We start from the raw sequence: 20167 nt of genomic DNA, 5'->3' as shown, positions 1-20167 counted from the left end.
TATCAAATGATAACCGGGTCCATATGGAAATGATCGACCCCGACCTTCAAGAAGGCACAGGAACGTCTGCAGGGAACACGGGTGTTACCGCCGCGATCGAGGCGATCGGCGCATGCCCCGCAGTGACCGACATGATGTCGCGCGTGGGTGACAAGTGGTCGATGCAGGTCGTGACGAAACTGGGCGAACAACCGCGCCGTTTCAACGAACTGCGCCGCGCGGTCGACGGCATTTCGCAAAGGATGCTGACGCGCACGCTACGCAACCTGGAACGCGACGGGCTGGTCAGCCGCAAGGTCACGCCTTCGGTTCCGCCGCGGGTCGACTATGCGCTGACCCCGCTGGGCCATTCCCTGTGGGAGCCGGTGACGATGCTCAGCCGGTGGGTCATCGACAACCGTATCGAAATCGAAAGCGCCCGCGCCGAATACGACGCACGCGAACAAGTCTGAACCGGCGAAAGCCGATCAGTCCTCTAGTGCTGCCTGTTTTTCGGCGGCGATCCGATCCAGTTCGGCCCGGCTTTTCTTTTCCGCAGCTGTCTTCAACTGTCCGCAGGCCGCATCGATATCGCGCCCGCGCGGGGTGCGGACCGGTGCGCTGATTCCGGCTTCGAAGACGATGTTCGAAAAGGCACGGATACGCTCGGGCGTCGAACATTCGTAGGTCGCACCGGGCCAGGGGTTGAACGGGATCAGGTTCACTTTGGCCGGCAGGTCGTATTTCTTGATCAGGCGGACAAGCTCACGTGCGTCTTCGTCGCTGTCGTTCTTGTCCTTCAGCATGACGTATTCGAACGTGATCCGGCGCGCGTTCGATGCGCCCGGATAGTCCGCACAGGCCTGCAGCAGTTCCTCGATCCCGTACTTCTTGTTGATCGGCACGATCTCGTCGCGGATGTCCTTGGTCACGGCGTGGAGCGAGACGGCAAGGTTCACGCCGATCTCTTCGCCGCACTTGTCCATCATCGGCACGACGCCGCTGGTAGACAGCGTGATGCGCCGTTTCGACAGGGCGAGGCCATCGCCGTCCATCACGATTTTCAACGCATCGCGCACGTTGTCGAAGTTATACAGCGGTTCGCCCATGCCCATCATCACGATGTTGGTCAGCAGGCGGCCGTCGGCGGAATATTCGCCCTCGTTCTCCGCATCGTCGAGGCCGTCCATCCGCCCCTTGGGCCATTCGCCCAGCGCGTCGCGGGCCAGCATGACCTGTCCCACGATTTCGCCCGGCGTCAGGTTGCGGACAAGACGCATCGTGCCGGTGTGGCAGAAACGGCAATTGAGGGTGCAGCCGACCTGGCTCGACACGCAAAGGGTGCCGCGATCCGCGTCGGGGATGAAGACCATCTCGAAATCGTGCTTGTCCGCCGTGCGCAGCAGCCACTTGCGCGTGCCGTCGGTCGAATGCTGGGCCTCGACCACTTCGGGGCGGGCGATAACGAAGCGTTCGTCCAGCCACGGGCGCATGGTCTTGGCGATATCGGTCATCGCGTCGAATTCGGACACGCCGCGATGGTAGATCCAGTGAAAGACCTGTTTGCCGCGCAGCTTTGCCTGACGCGCGTCGAGGCCAGCCTGTTCGAAGAGGGCGGAAATCTGCTTTTTCGTCAGGCCGAGAAGGTCGATGCGCCCATCTTCGCGCGGGGTGACCTCCCGGGGGACGGGAACGGGATCGATATGGCCGGGGATCTGCATGGCGCGCCATATAGAGACGAAGCGCGCGCACGCAAAGGGCGCGTGATAGAGACGAAGCGCGCGCACGCAAAGGGCGCGTGAACACCGCTTTCAAGACCAGGTTCCGCAACGAATTGTATCTACTTGGTATTCATCGCAAGATCCGCACGGCGAACCGGCCAGATGTGACAGGTTTTCGACCAGCCGCGTCGTTGTCTGGCGTTCATGAAACAAGGTTCGCCGATCGATCATTTCCGTGGTCCAAGCCCCGCCGAGGGGCATCGCACCTCATGAGAGGGCGAATGAGGGAAATGATTGGAGTTACTATGAAAAAGATCGTTGCAATTCTCGCCGCAGGTACCGCTTTCGGTGCTGTTGCCATGCCCGCCGCCGCCGAAGATTTCAGCGGCCCGCGCGTCGAAGCCATCGTCGGTTACGACGTGTCGCAGGCCGGATCGGACGCCGATAACGACCTGAACGACATGGACGACCAGGATATCGACGGCCTGCTCTATGGTGTCGGCATCGGCTACGATTACGACATGGGCAATGTCGTGCTGGGTATCGAGGGTGAATACACTGACTCGACCGCCAAGACCGAATATAGCGACGGTATGGACTACGAAGGGTTCGGCCTCGGCCGTGTCGATACCGGCCGTGACCTTTATATCGGCGCCCGTGTCGGTGCGAAGGTCGCCCCGGACCTGCTGGCCTATGTGAAGGGCGGCTACACCAATGCCAAGTTCAACGTGCTGGCAGCAGACGGTGTGAGCGAGCTGAAGCAGGACATCAACGCCGACGGCTGGCGCGCTGGTGCGGGTCTTGAGTATGCCCTTTCGGACAACACCTTCACGAAGATCGAGTATCGTTACTCGAACTACAGCGAGGCCGAGTTCGAAAATGGCGACCTGCCGGATAGCGACCGTTTCGACATCGACACCGATCGTCACCAGGTCGTAGCCTCGGTTGGCATGCGCTTCTAAGCGCTGCCGCAGTTGGAAGACAGAAAGCGCGGGTCGGGAAACCGGCCCGCGTTTTTCTATGCGCGTGAGTTACTGGCGGCAGGCGACGATGGCCGCGTCCATCGCGGTCGGCGCCCCGCCCAGCTTGTAGGAATCGCGAAAGAACCGCCCCCGACTGTCGCGCGCGCCCACGGTCATGGTGTCGCGGCTGCGCATGGCGGACAGGATGGCGGCATGGCCAGCCGCATCGCGGCCCCATGCGCTGTCCCCGCCGCCTTGCAGGCGGAAACGCTTGTCGCCCACGTCCAGCGTCACCACCGCATCGCGCGCCAGCGTTCGTGAAAGGCGCAAGGTGAAGCGCGGCTCACCCGGAGAGACGACGACGCTGGCAAAGGGCTGTCGTTCGCGGGAAAAGGGCGAAGGTTCGGCCTGCGCAATGGCATAGCAGCGCTCACCATCGCGAAACGCGCCCCATCCGGAATGGACGGACACCGCTTCGGGCGCGGCCTGTGCAGGCAGGGCCATGAGCGCGAGAGAGGCGATCAGCCACTTAGTCATAGGCGATCTCGATCACCTCCCACTCCTTGGCGCCAGCGGGAAGACGGACCGTGCGCAAGTCCCCGATACCGGCACCGCGAAGCGCGCGGGCGAGGGGGGAGCCCCAGCCGATCAGCCCAGAGCCGGCATCGGCTTCGTCGTCGCCTACGATCGTGACGGTGCGATGCTCGTCATCCTCGTCCGCGATTGTCACGCGGGCGCCGAAGAATACCTTGTCGCGGTTGGGTTGCTCTGCCGGGTCGACGACGCGCGCCGCCTTCATCCGGCGGGAAAGGTGCGAAAGTTCGCGGTCGATCTCACGAAGCCGCTTGCGGCCGTAGATGTAGTCGCCGTTCTCGCTGCGGTCGCCATTGCCAGCGGCCCAACTGACGATGTCCACGATCTTGGGGCGTTCTTCCCCCAGCAGCACGTCGTAACGTGCCCGCAGGGCGGCATACCCTGCGGGCGTGATGGGATTACCCGCCACCTTCTTGACGGGATCGTTGACCGGCTCGCTCATGCCACTCTCTTAACGAGAGGTCGGGGCCGGGGCCATTACTGCCCCGGACGTTTCCCGAGATAATAGCTGAGCGGATAGTCGCCGCTGCGATTGCCCGCTTCGGGGTAGAGCGCGTCATAATAGGCCGCGTTCTCCAGAACGCGCGCGACATAACGGCGCGTTTCGGTGAACGGGATCTTCTCGATCCATTCGACCCAACCGATCTCGCCCTTGCGCGGATCGCCGTTGGACCGCAGCCACTTGCCCACGTTGCCGGGACCGGCGTTGTAGGCTGCCACGGCCAGCGGATAGCTGCCGCCGAACACGTCCATCATGCGCGAAAAATATCCCGCGCCCAGCCGCATGTTGTATTGCGGATCGTCGATGAGAGAGCTGCGGTTGTAGCTCATGTACATCTTGCCCGCCTGCTCCTGCGCCGTGCCGGGCATCAGCTGCATTAGGCCGCGTGCGCCCGCATGGCTGACTGCGTCGGTCGCGAACTGGCTTTCCTGACGGCTGATCGCGTGGATCATCGACCAGGTGTTGTCGGTTCCGGCCGGAACATCGATGCGCGGGAAGGAATAGGGCGCAAAGGCGTGAACCTGCGAAGTCGAAGCCTCGCGTCCGGCGATGACGCCAAGGTCGCGGCGGCCGGTTTCGCGGGCAAGTTCCGCGATCAGGGCCCAATCCTCGCCGGTTTCGGCCTGCTGGCCCAATTCGCGGAAAAAATAGACCGCCGTGCGCCAGTCACCCATGCGACCCACTTCGCGCGCGGCCTGAACCAGCGGCTTGGCGTTGAATTCGGTTCGCGCAGCGATCGAGGGCATGGGCAGCACGCCTGCCGGCACTTCGAGTGCGCGGCCCAGCTTTTCGTGCGCCAGTTGGCCGTAGAACTGGTCGGGATATGCGGCTGCCGCTTCGTAATTGCGGCGCGCAATATCGCGCAGGTTCGCACGGTCCGCGGCAAGCCCGGCGAAATAGAAACCCTTGGTGCGCGCAGGTGCGGTTCGCTGGCTCTTGCCGTAGATTTCGAACATTTCCGCCGCGCTGCGGGCATCGCCGCGCGACAGGGCCGCCTCGCCCACGGAGTAGAACAGCTTCTCGTATTCGTCGCGAATGCCGCTCGACAGCTTGGAAACGTCGGTGTCGGGCGTGAACGCCTGTGTGGCGAGGCGGCCGATGCGGACTGCGGTGCCGATGTCGCCGACCGAGACCGCATCGCTTGCCTGCTGGCGCATTTCGGTGACGAAAGCTTCGGCATCGGAGGGACGGTGCGAAAGCGGGGGTGCGTTCGTCAGAAGGCTGCGTGCTGCAATGCCCTGACCACTGGTGCGAAGCTGGCGTGCGCGGTTGTAGAGATAGCCCGGATCGCCGGTCGACTCGCGTGGCACGGTAAGGCCGATCGAAGCCGGGTCCTGCCCCTGCGCGGCAGCCAGACGCGCCATCAGGAGCGGGCGCGACATTCCGCGCACATAGCTGATCTGGCGCTGCGCGGCGGCAAGATCGGCCTGCCACAGCAGTTCGTCCATGCGCGCGACGTTATCTTCCTCGGAGAAACTTGCGCCGAACATCGAATAAATCGTCGCTTCGGCCACGGGCGACATCTTGCCGCCGCGCCATGCCTCGTGCGCGATTTTCGCAGCTTCGGGCCTGCCGACGGCTTTCAGCGCCAGGGCATATTGTGCCTGCGCAGTGTTCGAAAGCGGCGGATTGCGATCGAAAAAGGCGACGATACGGCCCGGTTCGACGTACGAATCGGCCAGCGCCTTTTCGGCCTTGCCCTGCAGGTAATCCTGTCGCGGGAAGCCGGGATAGCGGCTGATAAAGCCAGCAAATTCCTCGAACGATCCGTTCCTTGCGGCAATCAGCTGGTTCCAGCGAGTGACCGCGTACGTCATCGGACCCGGACGGGACGCAAGGCTGCGCATCCGCGCCTTGTCCCAGTCGGACGGGTTCCATTGAATGTTCCCGAACGTTTCGGCCTGCGGCGCCTGTTGCGCGGCGGCTGGAACGGCCGAAATCCCGCCAAAAGCGAGAGTTGCGACGACACCGGCCCTGAAAAGGGGCGCGGAACGGATCAGTGATCGACGTTTGCCCATGCTGGACATAATAGGGGGTCCCTCCTTATCAGGCGGTGAACGGTTAACCCGCGAGTATTGTTCCATCTTAACCAATCGCGGGTTACCCACTGTAATATTGTATCAATCCGGAGCCTTATCGATGTTTTCAGGGTCAATTCCTGCCCTCGTCACCCCGTTTCGCGACGGCAACGTCGACGAGGAAGCCTTTCGCCGACTCATCGACTGGCAGATCGAGAACGGCTCCAAGGCGCTCGTCCCGTGCGGCACGACGGGTGAGGCGTCCACGCTCACCAATGCAGAGCATCACCGGGTCATCGAGATCTGTGTCGAACATACGGCAGGGCGTGTTCCCGTCATCGCAGGCTGCGGATCCAACGATACCGCAAATGCGCTGATGCACATGACTTTTTCGAAGCGGTACGGCGCATCGGCGGCACTGGTCGTCGCGCCTTATTACAACCGCCCCAGCCAGGAAGGCATCATCGCGCATTTCTCTCACCTTGCGGAAAACTGCGACTTGCCGATCGTCCTCTACAACGTGCCCGGCCGCACGGTGACGGACATAGAGCCGCAGACGGTCTGTGAACTGGCCAAGCGGTTTCCCGACAAGATCGTCGGCATAAAGGATGCCAGCGGCGATCTTTCGCGCGTCGTCGATCACCGCATGGGCATCGGGGCGGATTTCTGCCAGCTTTCGGGCGACGATGAGCTTTCGCTCCCCGCCAATGCCGCTGGCGCTTCGGGTTGTATCTCGGTCACGGCGAATGTCGCGCCCAAGCTGTGCGCCGAATTCCAGCAGGCCTGCGTCGACAACGATTTCGCCAAGGCGCGCGAGATCAACGACAAGCTTTACCCGCTGCACTACGCCATGTTCGAGGACGCGAGCCCCGCGCCGCTCAAGTATGCTCTCTCGCGGGTGCACGACTGGATGACCGACGATTTGCGCCTGCCGCTGGTCCGGGCATCCGAAAAGGCGCGCGCGGCCGTCGACGAGGCGCTGGAGCACGCCGGGCTGGTCTGATCCGCCCGGCGCGCCCGCGCTGTTTCCTCAGTTCGCCGGGTTGTACTTCTGCACGAAGCCGACCGCGTTGGTGAGCATTTGCAGGCGGGTCGGCCCCTTCGACAGCCAGTGGTCTTCCTCTGACAGTTCGACGAACTCGAACGGCTTGTTCGCGTCTTTCAAGGCATCGGCCATCTTCTGGCTGTGGAGATATTCGACCACCACGTCGTCACGTCCGTGAATCAGCATGATCGGCGCATCCGCGCGGCTTGCCAGCCGCAGCGGGGATACCGCGTCGAGTTCCGAACGCGGCCCGAGCGTCATTTCCAGTCGGCGCCCCATCATCCCATCCGATGTCTGGTCAGCGGCTCCGATGTCGAGCCGTCGCAGCAGTTTGAGGTCGGTGACGGGCGCGACCGCGACGGCGCAGCGATATTTTCCCTGTTCGATCGTCACCCCGGCCAGTGCGGCATAGCCGCCGTAGCTGGCCCCCACGATGCAGGCCCGGTCGGGATCGACGATGCCCGCCTTGGCCAGCGCAGCGAGGCCGTCCGACACGTCGGTCTGCATCTTACGGCCCCACTGGCCGTAACCGGCGCGCTTGAATGCCTCGTCACGGTTGGTGGAGCCGCGGAAGTTTGGCTGGAACACCGCATAGCCGCGCGAGGCAAACGCCTGCGCCCACCAGTCAAACCCTTCGACATCGCGTGAATGCGGTCCGCCGTGGGGAAGCATGACCACGGGAAGGTTCTTCGCTTCGACGCCGGGCGGCAGCGTCAGGACACCGTCAAGGTCCAGCCCGTCGCTCGCCTTGTATTCGAACGTTGAAATCGGACCCACGTCGGCAGGCTTAATCGGCAGGCGTTCATACCCGATCGCATCGGCAGCGCCCGCACGCAGGTCCACCTTGTACCAAGTGCCGCTGTCCTTGTTACCGTCCGTGCGGACGAGGTAGGTCGCGTAATCGCCGGAAACGTCCTCAACCGTGGAATTGAGGTTCGGGAAGGCACCGTGGACATTGGCAATCCGTTGCCCAATCGCTTCGTTCAGCATGACCCTTTTGCCACTGGCGGTGCGATGGCCGGAATAGTGGCCCGTTGCCGGATCGGTATAGATCGAGACGATGTCGCTTTCAGGTTCGAACCGGCTGGCGGGACCCGATCCGTCGAGCGGCACGTGCCACAGAACGGTTTCCTGATGCGCGGCATCCTCGGCCCAGTAAAGCACTGTCCGCCCCTGAGGGCCGAGCGCCGACAGCGAGGTCTGGCCCAGTGGGTTCATGCCCTCGGCAATGATCAGGCCGGCAGCGTTGCGAATGTCCCACTTGCCCTGACCGTCGATTCGCCAAGTCGCGGCAACTTCCCCATTCGCATCGACGAGCCAGTCACGCGCTTCGCCCTCGCTGGCCGCGACGGCGATGCGCTTTGCGTCAAGCGTCTCGACATCGACGGCGAAGAGGGCGGGGCGACTGTGATCGAATGCCCATTCGCGCATGTGGCTGTTGACCTTGATCGGTTTCAACTCGAACGCAGAGTAGTAGGCATAAGTCCTGCCATCCACGGTTCGCACGCCATACGTGTCGAAAATCGCGTTGAAGATACCCTTCTGCTTGTCGAACACCTGGCGCGTGGCGACCTTGGGATCGGCCGATACCAGGTGGGCGGAGAAGAACTCGGTCTTTGCGGTGGTGAACTTGTTGCTCAACGTGTCGCTGTTGCTGGTATAGAGTTCGACCGTGTCCTCGTTCAGCCAGCGCAGCCCGCGGACCTTGATGTCCTTGACCGGCAGCATCGAAAGCGCGCGCTTGCCCTCCACCAGGTAAAGCATCGGCACGCCGTCCCGCTCCGCGATCATGGCGTGGCGCTTGCCAGAAGGCGACAGCGCGGCGGTCTGGAATTGCGGCAGTTCGCCATAGGCGCTGAGCGGCGGCGCTTCGGCAAGAACGGTGGACGGCACGGCGGCAACCGCGATGGCAAGCGGCGCACAAAACGCACGAAGATATTTCAAGTTGTTCCCCCGGAACGATTTTCCCAACTGTGCCCGTTGTTGCCAGCAATGCTGCGAAGGTCAACCGCCTTGCTATGGGCGAACGGGAAAGGGGACACAGGCGTTCGGGCCTCTTCCGTTTTGCAGGCACCGTCCCTACATGCGCGTGCCATGGCACGACCCAAGCCCTCTACTTTCGACAAGGTGAAGACCGTCGCCGAGAACCGGCGCGCGCGGTTCGACTATTTTATCGAGGACACCTTCGAGGCGGGCATCGCCCTGACCGGGACCGAGGTGAAATCGCTACGCTTTGGCGAGGGTTCGATCACCGAGGCCTATGCCGAGATCAGGGACGGAGAAGCGTGGCTGGTCAACGCCAACGTCCCGGAATTCACTCACGGCAACCGCCACAACCACGAGCCGAAGCGCCCGCGCAAGTTGCTGCTGCACAATCGCGAGATCGAGCGCCTGCTCGGTGCGGTGGAGCGAAAGGGCATGACGCTGGTCCCGCTCTCGGTCTATTTCAATTCGAAGGGGCGCGCGAAAGTCGAACTGGCGCTCGCCAAGGGCAAGCAGACGCATGACAAGCGCGCGACGATCAAGGAACGCGACTGGAAACGGGACAAGGCCCGCGTCATGCGCGAGCACGGGTAATTATCGGCCGGAATCGTGACAAATCGTGAAACATATCACCCAAAAGGTGATCTTGTTCACGGGTTGTGTATCTAGGCCGGTCTATGGGGGTGTCGAAGGTCCGTGCGGGGGCTTCGGCTGGTTTTGGAAAGAGTTTTATGCCTGAGCGGATGGGACGGCGACTGGTACGCTGGACACGGTCCATGATGCCAACGCGCGAAGAGATGGAGCGCAATCGCTTCATCCGTCCCTTCGCGCATCGCGTGCTCCGTTCCGAACTGTGGCGTTTTACCCGCCGGTCCGTGCCGCGCGGCGTTGCCCTGGGCATTGCGGCGGGCATCATCATCCCGCTGGGCCAGATTTTCGTCGCGGCGCTTTTGGCTCTTCCGTTCCGCGCCAACGTGCCGGTGGCGGCGGTCACGACCTTCATCACCAATCCGGCCACGATCCCCTTCGTCTGGTGGTTCGCGAACTGGCTGGGCAGCTGGCTTCTGAAGGTCGATCAGAACACCTTTATCGCTCCTGTCAGTACCGCCATGCAGCAGACCGAATTCGACCGGTTTCTCGAGTGGCTGACGGGCGAAACGCTGGTGACGGCATTCGGCCTCGTCACGCTGGCTTCGGTATGCGCGTCGCTTGGGTATCTCTTGTCCTCCTGGTTCTGGCGCTGGTGGGTCGCGCGCAAGCGCCTGCGCGTGATACGCCTGCGGCGAGAGCGGCTGGAAAAGGCCCGCAAGGCGGAGGCTGAGTAAGTGGATTTCGCAAGGCTGAAAGGGACGAGCGGCAAAGTGCTGCCGGGTTGGACGCTGATCGGGCTTGCCGTTCTGGCCTCGGTCGTCGCGATCCAGCTTGCCACTGGCATCTGGCAGTTGACGCTCGCCTATGGCGGTGCGCTTCTCGTCTTCGCGGCCGCGCTGCACAACATGTCGCGCCGGATGCCGCAGGAGGCAGAGACCGAGCTTGCTCCGCCGGACTGGTCGGTCACGGTCGCGGCCATAGAACGCCCCGACGTCGCCACGGTCATTACCGAGCGTTCGGGCAAGGTCGTTTGCGCCAACAGCCGCTATGGCGAATGGTTTGGCTTCTACAACAAACCGCCCGAACTCGCGCTCGACGAGGATTCGCAGGAATCCCTGCGCGATGCGGAGCGTGAGGCCTGGCGTTCAGGCGAAGCGACGGCCGGCCCGCTCGTCGGCACCAGCGGCCGCTGGCACGCGGTCCTGCGCCGCGCCGGGCGCGGGCAGAATCATCTGGTCTGGGAACTGGCGCCGGTCGAAATGGTCGACCTTGCCGCGCGCGTGGTTCGCCAGCTGGACGACAAGCTTGGCCGCGCGCTGGGCATTGCGGGCATTCAGGCCGTCGCGGTCAGCGCAAAGGGCGAAATCCTCGGCTCCAACGGCGAATTCGCCCGCCGCGCCGCTAGCGAAATTCCCGCCAATCTTGTCGGGCGCGAATTCGTGGAATTCCTGACCGCCGACGACTACGACCGCATCTATTACGCGCGCGAAGGGACGAGCGGAGAGGATTTGCGCCTCGTCCACATGCCGATCAGCGACCCTGACGTGATCGGAAGCGGTGATGGCCAGCCACCGGTTCTTTTCCTGATCCTCGAAGGCGGCCTGCACGCCGGAAACTCGGCTGCGCTGCCTGAGATCGAGAGCCTTCTCGCGCTGCTGCCGCTGGGTCTTGCGATGACCGATAGGGACGGGCGCTTCCTCTTTGCCAACAAGGCTTTCCGCCGTGCCGCGGGGCTGGAAGTGCTGGGCGAGATTCCGCCGTTTCCGTCCGATCTCGTCGTGCGCGAGGACAAGGGCGCGCTGGCCGATTCGATCCGCCGCCAGGCCGCCGGTACGCCAAGCTCTGGCGCCATGCCGATTCGTCTTCACGCGAGCCCTGAAGAACCCGTCACGCTCAGCCTTGCCGGGGTGCGGGGGCTTGGCGATGCCGCGGTCCTGCTCAGCCTCAAGGACACGACCGAGGAAACGCGCCTCAAGCGCCAGGTCGCGCAGGCGACCAAGATGCAGGCGGTTGGCCAGCTCGCAGGCGGCGTCGCGCATGACTTCAACAATGTGCTGACCGCGATCATCGGTTATTGCGATCTCATGCTGCTGCGTCACGCGCCGGGCGACAGCGACTATGACGACATTCAGCAGATCAAGGCGAATTCCAACCGCGCCGCGTCACTGACGCGCCAGTTGCTCGCCTTCTCGCGTCAGCAGACGCTACGCCCGCAAGTGCTCCAGCTGCCCGACGTCATTTCGGAAGTGTCGGCCCTGCTGAAGCGGCTCATTGGCGAGAAGATCAAGCTCGAGGTCAAGCATGACCGCGCGCTTGGCGCCGTGCGGGCAGACCCCAGCCAGCTGGAACAGGTGATCGTCAACCTCGCCGTGAACGCGCGCGACGCGATGCTCAGCAAGGGCGAGGCGGGTACGCTGACCATCTCGACCCAGAAGATCACCCCGCGCGAGGTTCGCGCGCTAAAGAACGAGATATTGCCGCCGGGCAACTACACCGCGCTGGTTGTCGAGGACACGGGCGAGGGGGTTCCGACCGACAAGCTCGGCAAGATTTTCGAGCCGTTCTACACGACGAAGGAAACCGGCAAGGGAACGGGGCTCGGTCTCTCGACTGTCTACGGCATCGTCAAGCAGTCGGACGGCTTCATCTTCTGCGACAGTGAACCGGGGCAGGGTGCGCGGTTCAGCGTCTATTTGCCGGTCCACGTCCAGGCGCCGGGCGAAGTCGTCGCCGAGCCGAAGAAGGTGGTGGAGCCGCGCACGCCGTTCGGCGGATCGGGCCGCATCCTGCTGGTCGAGGACGAGGACACGGTCCGTGCCGTCGCGGAACGCGCGCTGGTGCGTCAGGGCTACAAGGTGACCGCCGCTTCGGACGGGGAAGAGGGGCTGGAGATCGTGCGGGGCGGGGCGGATTTCGATCTCGTCATTTCCGACGTCGTCATGCCCACGATGGACGGCCCGGCCATGGCGCGCGAGATCCGCAAGCTGAAGCCCGACCTGCCGGTCCTGTTCATGTCCGGCTATGCCGAGGAACAGCTGCGCCGCGAAATCGACATCGCCTCCATGTATTTCCTGCCAAAGCCGTTTTCCGTCGCACAGATCGGGGAAAAGGTCGTTTCGGTACTGGGCGCGACCCGCGAATAGACCTATCGCTGTGAGTGTTCCGCGAACCGTTCGCGGGAATGTTCGTTCCCCTCTTGTTCCATGAGAACAAATGCGATACATGGATGTCATTGCCGATCACCCGATCGGGGGCAATCATGATGTGGAGGCCGGAACGATGGCAGCAAATCTGAAGCTGGTGGACAAGGAAAACAAAGTGGATCGGCAAAAGGCGCTCGACGCCGCACTGGCCCAGATCGATCGGGCATTCGGCAAGGGCTCGGCGATGAAGCTGGGCTCGAAGGAAGCGATGAACGTGGAGGCTATCTCCACCGGCTCGCTTGGTCTCGACATCGCGCTTGGCGTGGGCGGCCTGCCCAAGGGCCGCGTGATCGAGGTGTATGGTCCGGAAAGCTCGGGCAAGACGACGCTGGCCCTGCACGTCATTGCAGAGGCGCAGAAGAACGGCGGTACGGCGGCTTTCGTCGATGCCGAGCATGCGCTCGACCCCGTCTATGCCAAGAAGCTGGGCGTCGACATCGACGAATTGATCGTCTCTCAGCCGGATACCGGTGAGCAGGCCCTGGAAATCACCGACACGCTGGTGCGCTCCAACGCGATTGACGTGCTGGTGGTCGATTCGGTCGCCGCGCTTGTGCCCCGCGCTGAGATCGAGGGTGAGATGGGCGATAGCCACGTCGGCCTTCAGGCCCGCCTGATGAGCCAGTCGCTGCGCAAGCTGACCGGTTCGATCAACCGTTCCAAGTGCATGGTGATCTTCATCAACCAGCTGCGCATGAAGATCGGCGTGATGTACGGTAACCCCGAAACGACGACGGGCGGCAACGCGCTCAAGTTCTATGCCTCGGTCCGTCTCGACATTCGCCGGACCGGCCAGATCAAGGACCGGGACGAAGTCGTCGGCAACGCGACCCGCGTGAAGGTCGTGAAGAACAAGGTCGCGCCGCCGTTCAAGCAGGTCGAATTCGACATCATGTACGGCGAAGGCATCTCGAAGATCGGCGAAATCCTCGATCTGGGCGTGAAGGCCGGCATCGTCGAAAAGTCGGGCGCGTGGTTCAGCTACGATTCGATCCGCATCGGTCAGGGCCGTGAAAACGCGAAGACCTTCCTCAAGGAAAACCCGGAAGTCTGCGCGCGCCTTGAAAACGCGATCCGCGGCAAGACCGACGAGGTGGCCGAGGAAATGATGGTGGGGCCGGGCGAAGACGACTGATCTTTCCCAGGTTTTCTGCCGCATTCGAAAGGCGGGCACGGCAATGACCGCGCCCGCCTTTTCCATTTCAACACTGATCGAGTCGTCCGATTGCGGTTACGGGGAATAGTGCACACGTTCGATCTTGCTGGAAAAGCGCGGGTCGCCTAACTGGCATGGCATGAGTTCGACCAACGATATCCGCGCCTCCTTCCTCGACTATTTCGGCAAGGCTGGGCACGCTAAAGTCCACTCGGCGCCCCTGGTGCCGTACAACGACCCGACGTTGATGTTCGTCAACGCCGGGATGGTGCCTTTCAAGAACGTCTTCACCGGCCTTGAAACGCGCGATCCACCGCGGGCTACGTCGTCGCAGAAATGCGTCCGTGCCGGGGGCAAGCACAATGATCTCGACAACGTCGGCTACACCGCCCGCCACCACACGTTCTTCGAAATGCTCGGTAACTTCTCGTTCGGCGACTACTTCAAGGAACAGGCGATCGAACATGCCTGGACCTTGCTGACGAAAGAATGGGGCATCCCCGCCGACAAGCTGATCACCACGGTCTATCACACCGATGACGAAGCGTTCGAGCTGTGGAAGAAGATCGCGGGCCTTTCCGAAGACCGGATCATCCGCATCCCGACTTCCGACAACTTCTGGTCGATGGGCGACACTGGCCCTTGCGGTCCGTGCAGCGAAATCTTCTACGATCATGGCGAGGACATTTGGGGCGGACCTCCGGGATCGCCGGAAGAGGACGGCGACCGTTTCATCGAGATCTGGAACCTCGTCTTCATGCAGTTCGAGCAGAAGGCCGACGGTTCCCGCGATCCGCTGCCCAGCCCCTCGATCGATACCGGCATGGGGCTGGAGCGCATCGCGGCCGTGATGCAGGGCGTGCATGACAACTACGACATCGACACATTCAAGGCACTGATCGCCGCGTCCGAAAGCCTGACCGGCGTCAAGGCCGAAGGTGACACGCGGGCCAGCCACCGCGTCATCGCCGATCACTTGCGGTCCACCAGCTTCTTGCTGGCAGACGGCGTTCTGCCGTCGAATGAAGGTCGCGGCTACGTGCTTCGCCGCATCATGCGCCGCGCAATGCGCCACGCGCATCTTCTGGGCGCGAGCGAACCGTTGATGCACCGCCTCGTGCCGTCGCTCGTCACCGAAATGGGCCAGGCCTATCCCGAACTTGCCCGCGCCCAGGCGCTGATCAGCGAAGTGCTGGAGCGTGAGGAAACCCGCTTCCGCCAGACTTTGGACAAAGGCCTGCGTCTTCTCGACGACGCGACGGGCCAGATGGGTGAGGGCGACGAACTGCCCGGCGAAACCGCGTTCAAGCTCTACGACACATATGGCTTCCCCTACGACCTGACCGAGGACGCGTTGCGTTCGCGCGGCATTGGCGTCGACCGCGATGGCTTCGATGCCGCGATGGACCGGCAGAAAGCCGCCGCCCGCGCCGCCTGGAAGGGCAGCGGCGATGCTGCATCGGGCGAAGTCTGGTTCGACATTGCTGAGCGCGAGGGCGCGACCGAGTTTACCGGCTATACCTCAACCGACGGCGAAGGCCGCGTGGTCGCGCTTCTGATCGACGGAGCCGAAACGCAGATGGCCCAGGCCGGACAGGACGTCCTGGTCCTGACCAACCAGACGCCATTCTACGGCGAGAGCGGCGGCCAGAGCGGTGATGCGGGCACGATCACGGGCCCCGCCGGGCTATCGCTCAAGGTCAGCGACACGTCGAAGCCGCTCGGCCGGTTGCATGTCCATCACGCACATGTCGAAAGCGGCACGATCGAGGTGGGCGAGACCGTTCACCTTGCCGTCGATACTGACCGCCGCGACGCCATCCGCGCCAATCACTCGGCAACGCATCTGCTGCATGCTGCGCTGCGCAACCGTTTGGGTGAGCATGTCACGCAGAAGGGGTCGCTCGTCGCGGCCGATCGCCTGCGTTTCGACTTCTCGCATCCCACGGCGCTGACGACCGAGGATATCGAGGCGATCGAGGCCGAAGTGAATGCCGAGATCCGTCATAACGAGACCGTCACGACCCGCCTGATGAGCCCCGATGATGCCATAGAGGCTGGCGCCATGGCGCTGTTCGGCGAAAAGTACGGCGACGAGGTCCGCGTTCTTTCGATGGGCCGCGCCGGTTCCGATACCAAGCCTTATTCTGTCGAGCTGTGCGGCGGCACGCACGTCAATGCGCTGGGTGATATCGCGGTTTTCCGCATCGTTTCGGAAAGCGCCGTGTCTTCGGGCGTCCGCCGCGTCGAGGCACTGACCGGAGAGGCCGCGCGCCAGTGGCTCGTCGGGCGTGAGAACGCGCTGAAGGCGATTGCCGGCGCGATGAAGGCCGCTCCCGATGAAGTCGCGGGCCGCGTTTCGGCCCTGATCGATGAGCGTAAGCGGCTCGAACGCGAACTGGCCGAGGCGAAGAAGTCGCTTGCGCTGGCCGAGGCTTCGGGCGGTGGCGCTGCTGCTGGTCCGGCGGATGAGGACGTCGGTGGTGTCGCATTCGCGGGGCAAGTGCTGGAAGGCATGGACCCCAAGGAACTGCGCGGCCTGCTGGACGAGGCGAAGAAGCGCCTTGGTTCCGGCGTTGCGGCCATTGCCGCGGTCAATGAAGGGCGTGCAGCCTTTGCCGTGGCCGTGACCGACGACCTGACCGGGCGGTTCAGTGCGGTCGATCTCGTTCGCAAGGGTGTCGAAGCGCTTGGCGGCAAGGGCGGCGGTGGCCGACCCGACATGGCGCAGGGCGGCGGACCTGATGGCGGTAAGGCTGACCAGGCAATCGCGGCTGTGAAGGAAGCGCTGGCGGGCTGATCCGCCGCGCGCCCTCAACGGTTCAGGCCGTTTCGGGCTCGCCTTTATTGCCGGATGCGCGGTCGGCCAGGCTTGTCTTCAGCTTCGGCTTGCGGCTGAGCTCGCCCTCTCGCATGATCTTTTCGCGAAATTCGTCCCGCTTTTCGTGGATCGAAGCGATGACCGGCCCCATCGCGACGCCGATATTGACCAGCACCGATTCGGAAAGTTGCAGAGAGCTTTCCAGCGTTTCGGGCACGGCCTCCGTCGCGCCGGCGCGGTAGAGTTCGGCCGCGTGTTCGGTATCGCGGGCGCGAGCGATGATCGGCATGTCGGGATAGGAACTGCGCAGCTTTCGCAGCAGTCGGGCAGCGAGGACGGGTTCGTCCATCGTCAGGATGATCGCGGACGCTTTCGACAGGTCGATCCGGTCCAGCGCGGGGCCGCGTGCGTCAGCAAACATCAGCGGATGTTTGCGCAGACGCGCGATCTCGACCAGTTCCGGATCGGAATCGATGGCCAGGAACCGCTGACCGTGCTTTTGCATCATGTCCGCGATCAACCGGCCGACGCGGCCATAGCCGATGATGATCGCGCGCCCTTCGGACGGATCGCTATCCCCGTCGAGCGAGAGTGCGGGAGCGGCATCGACATGCCGCGCAACCTTGCGGCCTAGCAGCGCGAGGATCGGGGTGATGGTAAGGCCGATGGCCGTTACGATCTGCCAGAATTGCGCGGTCTGGGGCTGAATCAATTGTGCTGTTGCCGCCGCGGAAAGCACGATCAGCGTCGTTTCCGACGGGCTGGACATGGTGATGCCGGTTTCGACCGCGGTGCCGCGGCGTGCGCCCATCATGCGCAGCAGGCCGCCGGTGACCAGCGCCTTGACCAGCAGGACGCCCGACACGGCCAGTGCGATGGGCCAGGCATTCGCTGCGATCACGCTGAGGTCGACGCCCATGCCGACTGTGATCAGGAAGATGCCGAGCGCGAGCCCCTTGAACGGTGCGGTGATGCCCTCGACCTCGGTGTGATACTCGGTCTCTGCGATGAGCAGCCCCGCGATCAGCGCGCCGACAATGGGCGACAGACCCACGGCCGCCGTCGCCAGCGCCGAGACGATGACGACGAGGAGGCTGGCGGCAAGGAATAGTTCCGGGCTCTTGGTTCGGGCTGCTTGCGCGAACAGGCGGGGCAGGAAAAAGCGCCCACCGATCATCAGCGCGATGACGGTCAGCCCGCCGGTCCAGATCGTGTACCACAGGCCGCCCACCCCGCCGCTTGCCGCGTAAGGTGCCATTGCGCCCAGCAGGAAGATGATCGGGACGATGGCGATATCCTCGAACAGAAGCATCGAGAGCGCGGCCTTGCCCACCGGGCTTTTCGTGCCCGAGATCGGCAGCACCAGCGCGGTCGAGGACAGGGCGAGCGCGAGGCCGAGGCCCATTGCGCCGGTCCAGTACTGACCCATCGTCATCAGGGCGAAGGCGATAAGCGCCGCCGAGATCGTCAATTCCAGGGCGCCAAGGCCAAAGACCATACGCCGCAATTGCCAAAGGCGGTTGAACGACAGTTCCAGCCCGATGGTGAACAGCAGCAGGATGATGCCGAATTCGGCAAATGGTTCCAGCCCCTGTGGGTCGGTGATGGTTATGTATTGCAGCCAGGGATATTCGAAGACCAGCCTGCCGAGGCCGAACGGGCCGACCAGCATGCCGACAAGGATGAACCCGATGATCGGGGTGATCCGGAACCGGGCGAAGACCGGAATGACGATGCCCGCCGATCCCAGAATGACCAGTGCGTCGGACAGGACGGGTGAGAAATGCAGTTCGCTTGCCATCTGCTGCAACTCCTAGGGTGCAAGGCCGCGATTGACCAGAGGGTGGGGGCTGCGCGCACGCTTTGACGGCAAAAAAGATCGGCGCGGGGCAAGACCATTTGCACACGGGCGCGAACCCGGCCATCTTCCCGAACAAAGACAAGAACATGGGTGAGAGGAGCGAGAATGCTTGGCCTGATGCAGGACTGGCCGCTCACGGTCGACAAGATACTCGACCGCGCGGCGCGCTATTTCGGCGATACCGAGATCGTCACGCGTAGAACCGATGGGTCGGTCCATCGCACGAATTATGCGCAAGTACACGCAAGGGCCAAGCAGGTTTCCGGCGCGTTGAAGGGGTTGGGCATCGCGGCGGGCGACCGCGTTGGCACGCTGGCCTGGAACGGCGCGCGGCACATGGAAAGCTGGTACGGGGCGATGGGTATCGGCGCGGTGCTGCATACCTTGAACCCGCGTCTGCATCCCGATCAGCTCGCCTGGATCATCAACCACGCGCAGGACCGCGTGCTGATCTTCGACACGTCCTTCCTGCCGCTGGTCGAGGCGGTTCGCGAACGCGTGTCGGTAGAGCATTACGTGATCATCGCTGACGCGGCGGAGATGCCTGAAAACCAGCTGGACGCGATCTGTTACGAGGACTGGATCGCGGCTGCGGGCGTGGACACACCGTGGGGCGGATTCGACGAAAACAGCGCCTGCGGGCTTTGCTATACCTCGGGCACGACGGGAAATCCCAAGGGCGTGCTCTATTCGCACCGGTCCAACACGATCCACGCGATGATGGCGATCAGCAAGGATTGTTTCGACCTTGGCAGCCACGACACCGTGATGCCGGTGGTGCCGATGTTCCACGCCAATGCCTGGGCACTGGCCTTTGCGGGCCCGATGGCCGGGGCCAAGATGGTCATGCCGGGGCCGGGGCTCGACGGCCGTTCGATCCACGAACTTCTGACGGACGAGCGCGTGACGCTGACCGCTGCGGTGCCGACGCTGTGGATGGGATTGCTCGAGTATATGCGGGCGAACGATCTTGCCCTGCCGTGGTTGAAACGCGTCTGCATCGGCGGTTCGGCCCTGCCGGAACGCATCTTGCGCGCATTCGAAGAGGATTACGGCGTCGAGGTCGGGCACGCCTGGGGCATGACCGAGTGTTCGCCGATCGGATCGGTTTCGCACGTCCCCCGCGACCTTGCTGACGCGCCGCTGGACGAAGTGCTGCCGCACAAGCTGGCGCAGGGCATTCCCCTGTTCGGCACGGAGCTTCGCGTGATCGACAAGGCGGGTGAGCCGGTGGCAAGGGGCAGCGGCGATTCCGGTAACCTGCAGATCCGTGGTGTCGCCGTCGTCAGCAGCTATTTCGGGGGCGAGGGCGGAGAGATACTAGACACGGACAACTGGTTCGACACGGGCGACCTCGCCGCTCTCGACGCGGAAGGCGCGATCCATCTGACCGACCGGTCGAAGGACGTGATCAAGTCGGGTGGCGAGTGGATCAGTTCAATCGATCTGGAAAACGCGGTTCTGTCCCATCCGCTGGTTTCCAACGCCGCCGCCATCGCGATCCCGAACGAGAAATGGGGCGAAAGGCCGCTGCTTATCATTCAACCGGAAGCGGGCCCCGCACCCACGGAGGAGGAGCTGCGTTCGTTCCTGGATGGTCGTATCGCCAGCTGGTGGATGCCGGATGAGTTCCGTTTCGTCGAAGCGATCCCGCTTGGCGCGACAGGCAAGGTCAACAAGCTGAAGCTGCGCGAGATGTATGCCGACGGCGAGCTGGCGGCTATCTGACCG

Annotated in this window: 15 protein-coding genes; 9 read left to right on the top strand and 6 right to left on the bottom strand. The window is 63.4% G+C overall.

Annotation, left to right across the window (positions count from 1 at the left end; all coding sequences use genetic code 11):
• Positions 1–23: 23 nt before the first annotated feature.
• Positions 24–452: a winged helix-turn-helix transcriptional regulator gene (locus FAX90_RS03435; protein WP_240704698.1), complete on the top strand. Its 429-nt coding sequence runs from the start codon at positions 24–26 to the stop codon at positions 450–452.
• Between the two features lie 15 nt (positions 453–467).
• On the opposite strand, the gene rlmN is transcribed toward FAX90_RS03435, so the two are convergent.
• Complete coding sequence (gene rlmN, locus FAX90_RS03430; RefSeq protein ID WP_144095539.1) at positions 468–1700, bottom strand: dual-specificity RNA methyltransferase RlmN; 1233 nt, start codon at positions 1698–1700, stop codon at positions 468–470.
• A 305-nt stretch (positions 1701–2005) separates the two neighbouring features.
• Here rlmN and FAX90_RS03425 point away from each other — a divergent pair, with 305 nt between their 5' ends.
• Complete coding sequence (locus FAX90_RS03425) at positions 2006–2662, top strand: outer membrane protein (protein ID WP_144095537.1); 657 nt, start codon at positions 2006–2008, stop codon at positions 2660–2662.
• 69 nt (positions 2663–2731) lie between these two features.
• On the opposite strand, the gene FAX90_RS03420 is transcribed toward FAX90_RS03425, so the two are convergent.
• From FAX90_RS03420 to FAX90_RS03410, 3 genes are read right to left on the bottom strand one after another with little or no spacing between them, the layout of a single operon-like run.
• Complete coding sequence (locus FAX90_RS03420; RefSeq protein WP_144095535.1) at positions 2732–3199, bottom strand: hypothetical protein; 468 nt, start codon at positions 3197–3199, stop codon at positions 2732–2734.
• The gene (gene greB / locus FAX90_RS03415) at positions 3192–3698 is read right to left on the bottom strand and encodes a transcription elongation factor GreB (protein WP_144095533.1); all 507 of its coding nucleotides are present in this window, start codon (positions 3696–3698) and stop codon (positions 3192–3194) included. The genes FAX90_RS03420 and greB overlap by 8 nt, the downstream gene beginning before the upstream one ends.
• 35 nt (positions 3699–3733) lie before the next feature.
• Entirely contained in the window at positions 3734–5785 is a 2052-nt protein-coding gene (locus tag FAX90_RS03410; RefSeq protein ID WP_240704697.1) for a lytic transglycosylase domain-containing protein, read from the bottom strand.
• A gap of 112 nt (positions 5786–5897) precedes the next feature.
• On the opposite strand from FAX90_RS03410, the gene dapA reads away from it, so the two are divergent.
• The gene (gene dapA / locus FAX90_RS03405) at positions 5898–6779 is read left to right on the top strand and encodes a 4-hydroxy-tetrahydrodipicolinate synthase (RefSeq protein ID WP_144095531.1); all 882 of its coding nucleotides are present in this window, start codon (positions 5898–5900) and stop codon (positions 6777–6779) included.
• A 27-nt stretch (positions 6780–6806) separates the two neighbouring features.
• On the opposite strand, the gene FAX90_RS03400 is transcribed toward dapA, so the two are convergent.
• On the bottom strand, positions 6807–8765 hold the full coding sequence (locus FAX90_RS03400) for an alpha/beta hydrolase family protein (RefSeq protein WP_240704696.1): 1959 nt from the start codon (positions 8763–8765) through the stop codon (positions 6807–6809).
• A 150-nt stretch (positions 8766–8915) separates the two neighbouring features.
• Here FAX90_RS03400 and smpB point away from each other — a divergent pair, with 150 nt between their 5' ends.
• The 5 genes from smpB to alaS all read left to right on the top strand — a co-directional run bounded on the left by smpB (position 8916) and on the right by alaS (position 16554).
• On the top strand, positions 8916–9398 hold the full coding sequence (smpB, locus tag FAX90_RS03395; RefSeq protein WP_144095529.1) for an SsrA-binding protein SmpB: 483 nt from the start codon (positions 8916–8918) through the stop codon (positions 9396–9398).
• 182 nt (positions 9399–9580) lie between these two features.
• Positions 9581–10129, top strand: a complete 549-nt coding sequence (locus FAX90_RS03390) for a DUF2062 domain-containing protein (RefSeq protein ID WP_338080240.1) — start codon at positions 9581–9583, stop codon at positions 10127–10129.
• Positions 10130–12538 (top strand): hybrid sensor histidine kinase/response regulator, encoded by a 2409-nt coding sequence (locus tag FAX90_RS03385; RefSeq protein ID WP_240704695.1) that lies wholly within the window; start codon positions 10130–10132, stop codon positions 12536–12538. It begins immediately after the preceding gene.
• A gap of 136 nt (positions 12539–12674) precedes the next feature.
• On the top strand, positions 12675–13733 hold the full coding sequence (gene recA / locus FAX90_RS03380; RefSeq protein WP_144095527.1) for a recombinase RecA: 1059 nt from the start codon (positions 12675–12677) through the stop codon (positions 13731–13733).
• Positions 13734–13893: 160 nt separating this feature from the next.
• Positions 13894–16554 carry an alanine--tRNA ligase gene (alaS, locus tag FAX90_RS03375; protein ID WP_144095525.1) on the top strand — a complete coding sequence of 887 codons (2661 nt, stop codon included), beginning with the start codon at positions 13894–13896 and terminating at the stop codon, positions 16552–16554.
• A 22-nt stretch (positions 16555–16576) separates the two neighbouring features.
• On the opposite strand, the gene FAX90_RS03370 is transcribed toward alaS, so the two are convergent.
• Entirely contained in the window at positions 16577–18376 is a 1800-nt protein-coding gene (locus tag FAX90_RS03370; RefSeq protein WP_144095523.1) for a cation:proton antiporter domain-containing protein, read from the bottom strand.
• Positions 18377–18541: 165 nt separating this feature from the next.
• Here FAX90_RS03370 and FAX90_RS03365 point away from each other — a divergent pair, with 165 nt between their 5' ends.
• Complete coding sequence (locus FAX90_RS03365) at positions 18542–20164, top strand: long-chain-fatty-acid--CoA ligase (protein WP_144095521.1); 1623 nt, start codon at positions 18542–18544, stop codon at positions 20162–20164.
• The last annotated feature ends 3 nt before the right edge of the window (positions 20165–20167 follow it).

The organism is Croceicoccus sediminis, from assembly GCF_007570835.1.
In the GTDB taxonomy this organism is placed as follows: Bacteria; Pseudomonadota; Alphaproteobacteria; order Sphingomonadales; family Sphingomonadaceae; genus Croceicoccus; species Croceicoccus sediminis.
This window is presented reverse-complemented; position numbering and strand designations above follow the sequence as displayed.

Excerpts from the sequence above, each read along its gene's own strand:
- alaS (WP_144095525.1), top strand. The coding sequence starts at position 13,894 with ATGAGTTCGACCAACGATATCCGCGCCTCCTTCCTCGACTATTTCGGC.
- FAX90_RS03370 (WP_144095523.1), bottom strand. The coding sequence starts at position 18,376 with ATGGCAAGCGAACTGCATTTCTCACCCGTCCTGTCCGACGCACTGGTC.
- FAX90_RS03390 (WP_338080240.1), top strand. The coding sequence starts at position 9,581 with ATGATGCCAACGCGCGAAGAGATGGAGCGCAATCGCTTCATCCGTCCC.
- FAX90_RS03425 (WP_144095537.1), top strand. The coding sequence starts at position 2,006 with ATGAAAAAGATCGTTGCAATTCTCGCCGCAGGTACCGCTTTCGGTGCT.
- FAX90_RS03365 (WP_144095521.1), top strand. The coding sequence starts at position 18,542 with ATGCTTGGCCTGATGCAGGACTGGCCGCTCACGGTCGACAAGATACTC.
- rlmN (WP_144095539.1), bottom strand. The coding sequence starts at position 1,700 with ATGCAGATCCCCGGCCATATCGATCCCGTTCCCGTCCCCCGGGAGGTC.
- FAX90_RS03435 (WP_240704698.1), top strand. The coding sequence starts at position 24 with ATGGAAATGATCGACCCCGACCTTCAAGAAGGCACAGGAACGTCTGCA.
- recA (WP_144095527.1), top strand. The coding sequence starts at position 12,675 with ATGGCAGCAAATCTGAAGCTGGTGGACAAGGAAAACAAAGTGGATCGG.
- dapA (WP_144095531.1), top strand. The coding sequence starts at position 5,898 with ATGTTTTCAGGGTCAATTCCTGCCCTCGTCACCCCGTTTCGCGACGGC.
- FAX90_RS03410 (WP_240704697.1), bottom strand. The coding sequence starts at position 5,785 with ATGTCCAGCATGGGCAAACGTCGATCACTGATCCGTTCCGCGCCCCTT.
- smpB (WP_144095529.1), top strand. The coding sequence starts at position 8,916 with ATGGCACGACCCAAGCCCTCTACTTTCGACAAGGTGAAGACCGTCGCC.
- greB (WP_144095533.1), bottom strand. The coding sequence starts at position 3,698 with ATGAGCGAGCCGGTCAACGATCCCGTCAAGAAGGTGGCGGGTAATCCC.
- FAX90_RS03420 (WP_144095535.1), bottom strand. The coding sequence starts at position 3,199 with ATGACTAAGTGGCTGATCGCCTCTCTCGCGCTCATGGCCCTGCCTGCA.